Raw genomic sequence first — 822 nt, forward strand, 5'->3', positions numbered from 1 at the left:
GATGGCAATATTATCCGTATCGCTTAAGGTGCCGTCACTGGTGACTATAGTTAAGCTGTCTGCACCGTTGTAATCGGCAACCGGAGTATACGATAAACCATTCAAAGCGGTGGTGATGTTGGCTGGAGATCCTACCAGAGTCACCGTTCCTGTTCCGTTATTCGTAATGGTAACCCCAGCTGTTGCCAGAGCCGTTAAGCTGCCGTGTGCTACAGAAATCGTGGTGGTCACAGAAGCACTGTCAATGTCAGTCAGGCTTATCGCATTGCCATTGGCAGAGCTAAAGACCTGAGCGGTGTCTTCATTCGCCGTTTGAGCGCCGGGGACGTTGTTAGTTGGGGCATCATTAACCGGATTGACTGTCAGATTCACCGTAGCCGTTTCCGTAACCCCACCAGAAGTCACCGTGTAGGTAAAGCTGGTACTGCCATTGTAATTGGCGGTTGGGGTAAAGCTTAAGGTACCGTTAGCATTCAAGAGCACCGTGCCGTTGGCCACAGCCACTGTGCCGCCCACGGCAATGGCCGTACCATTAATTGCAGTAATGGTATGGCCTGCGTTTTCAAAGGTATCATTATTATTGACATCATAATTTGCCACCGTGTCTTCATTCAGGATTATGACATCGTTGGCAATATCCACAACGGGTGTCACCGTAATGGCAATGTTATCCGTATCACTTAAGGCGCCATCACTGGTGACTATAGTTAAGTTGTCAGCGCCGTTGTAATCGGCAATAGGATGGTAACTTAAACCATCCAAAGCGGTGGTAATTGCAGCAGGAGATCCCGTTAAGGTCACACTGCCCGTTCCGTTATTCGT

At 49.1% G+C, this 822-nt stretch carries 1 protein-coding gene; it reads right to left on the minus strand.

Annotation, left to right across the window (positions count from 1 at the left end; translation table 11 throughout):
* A partial coding sequence (locus Lqua_RS17665) for a cadherin-like domain-containing protein (RefSeq protein ID WP_193787193.1) occupies nucleotides 1–822 on the minus strand: 822 nt, incomplete at both ends.

The sequence above is a fragment of the Legionella quateirensis genome (assembly GCF_001467955.1).
Lineage (GTDB): Bacteria > Pseudomonadota > Gammaproteobacteria > Legionellales > Legionellaceae > Legionella > Legionella quateirensis.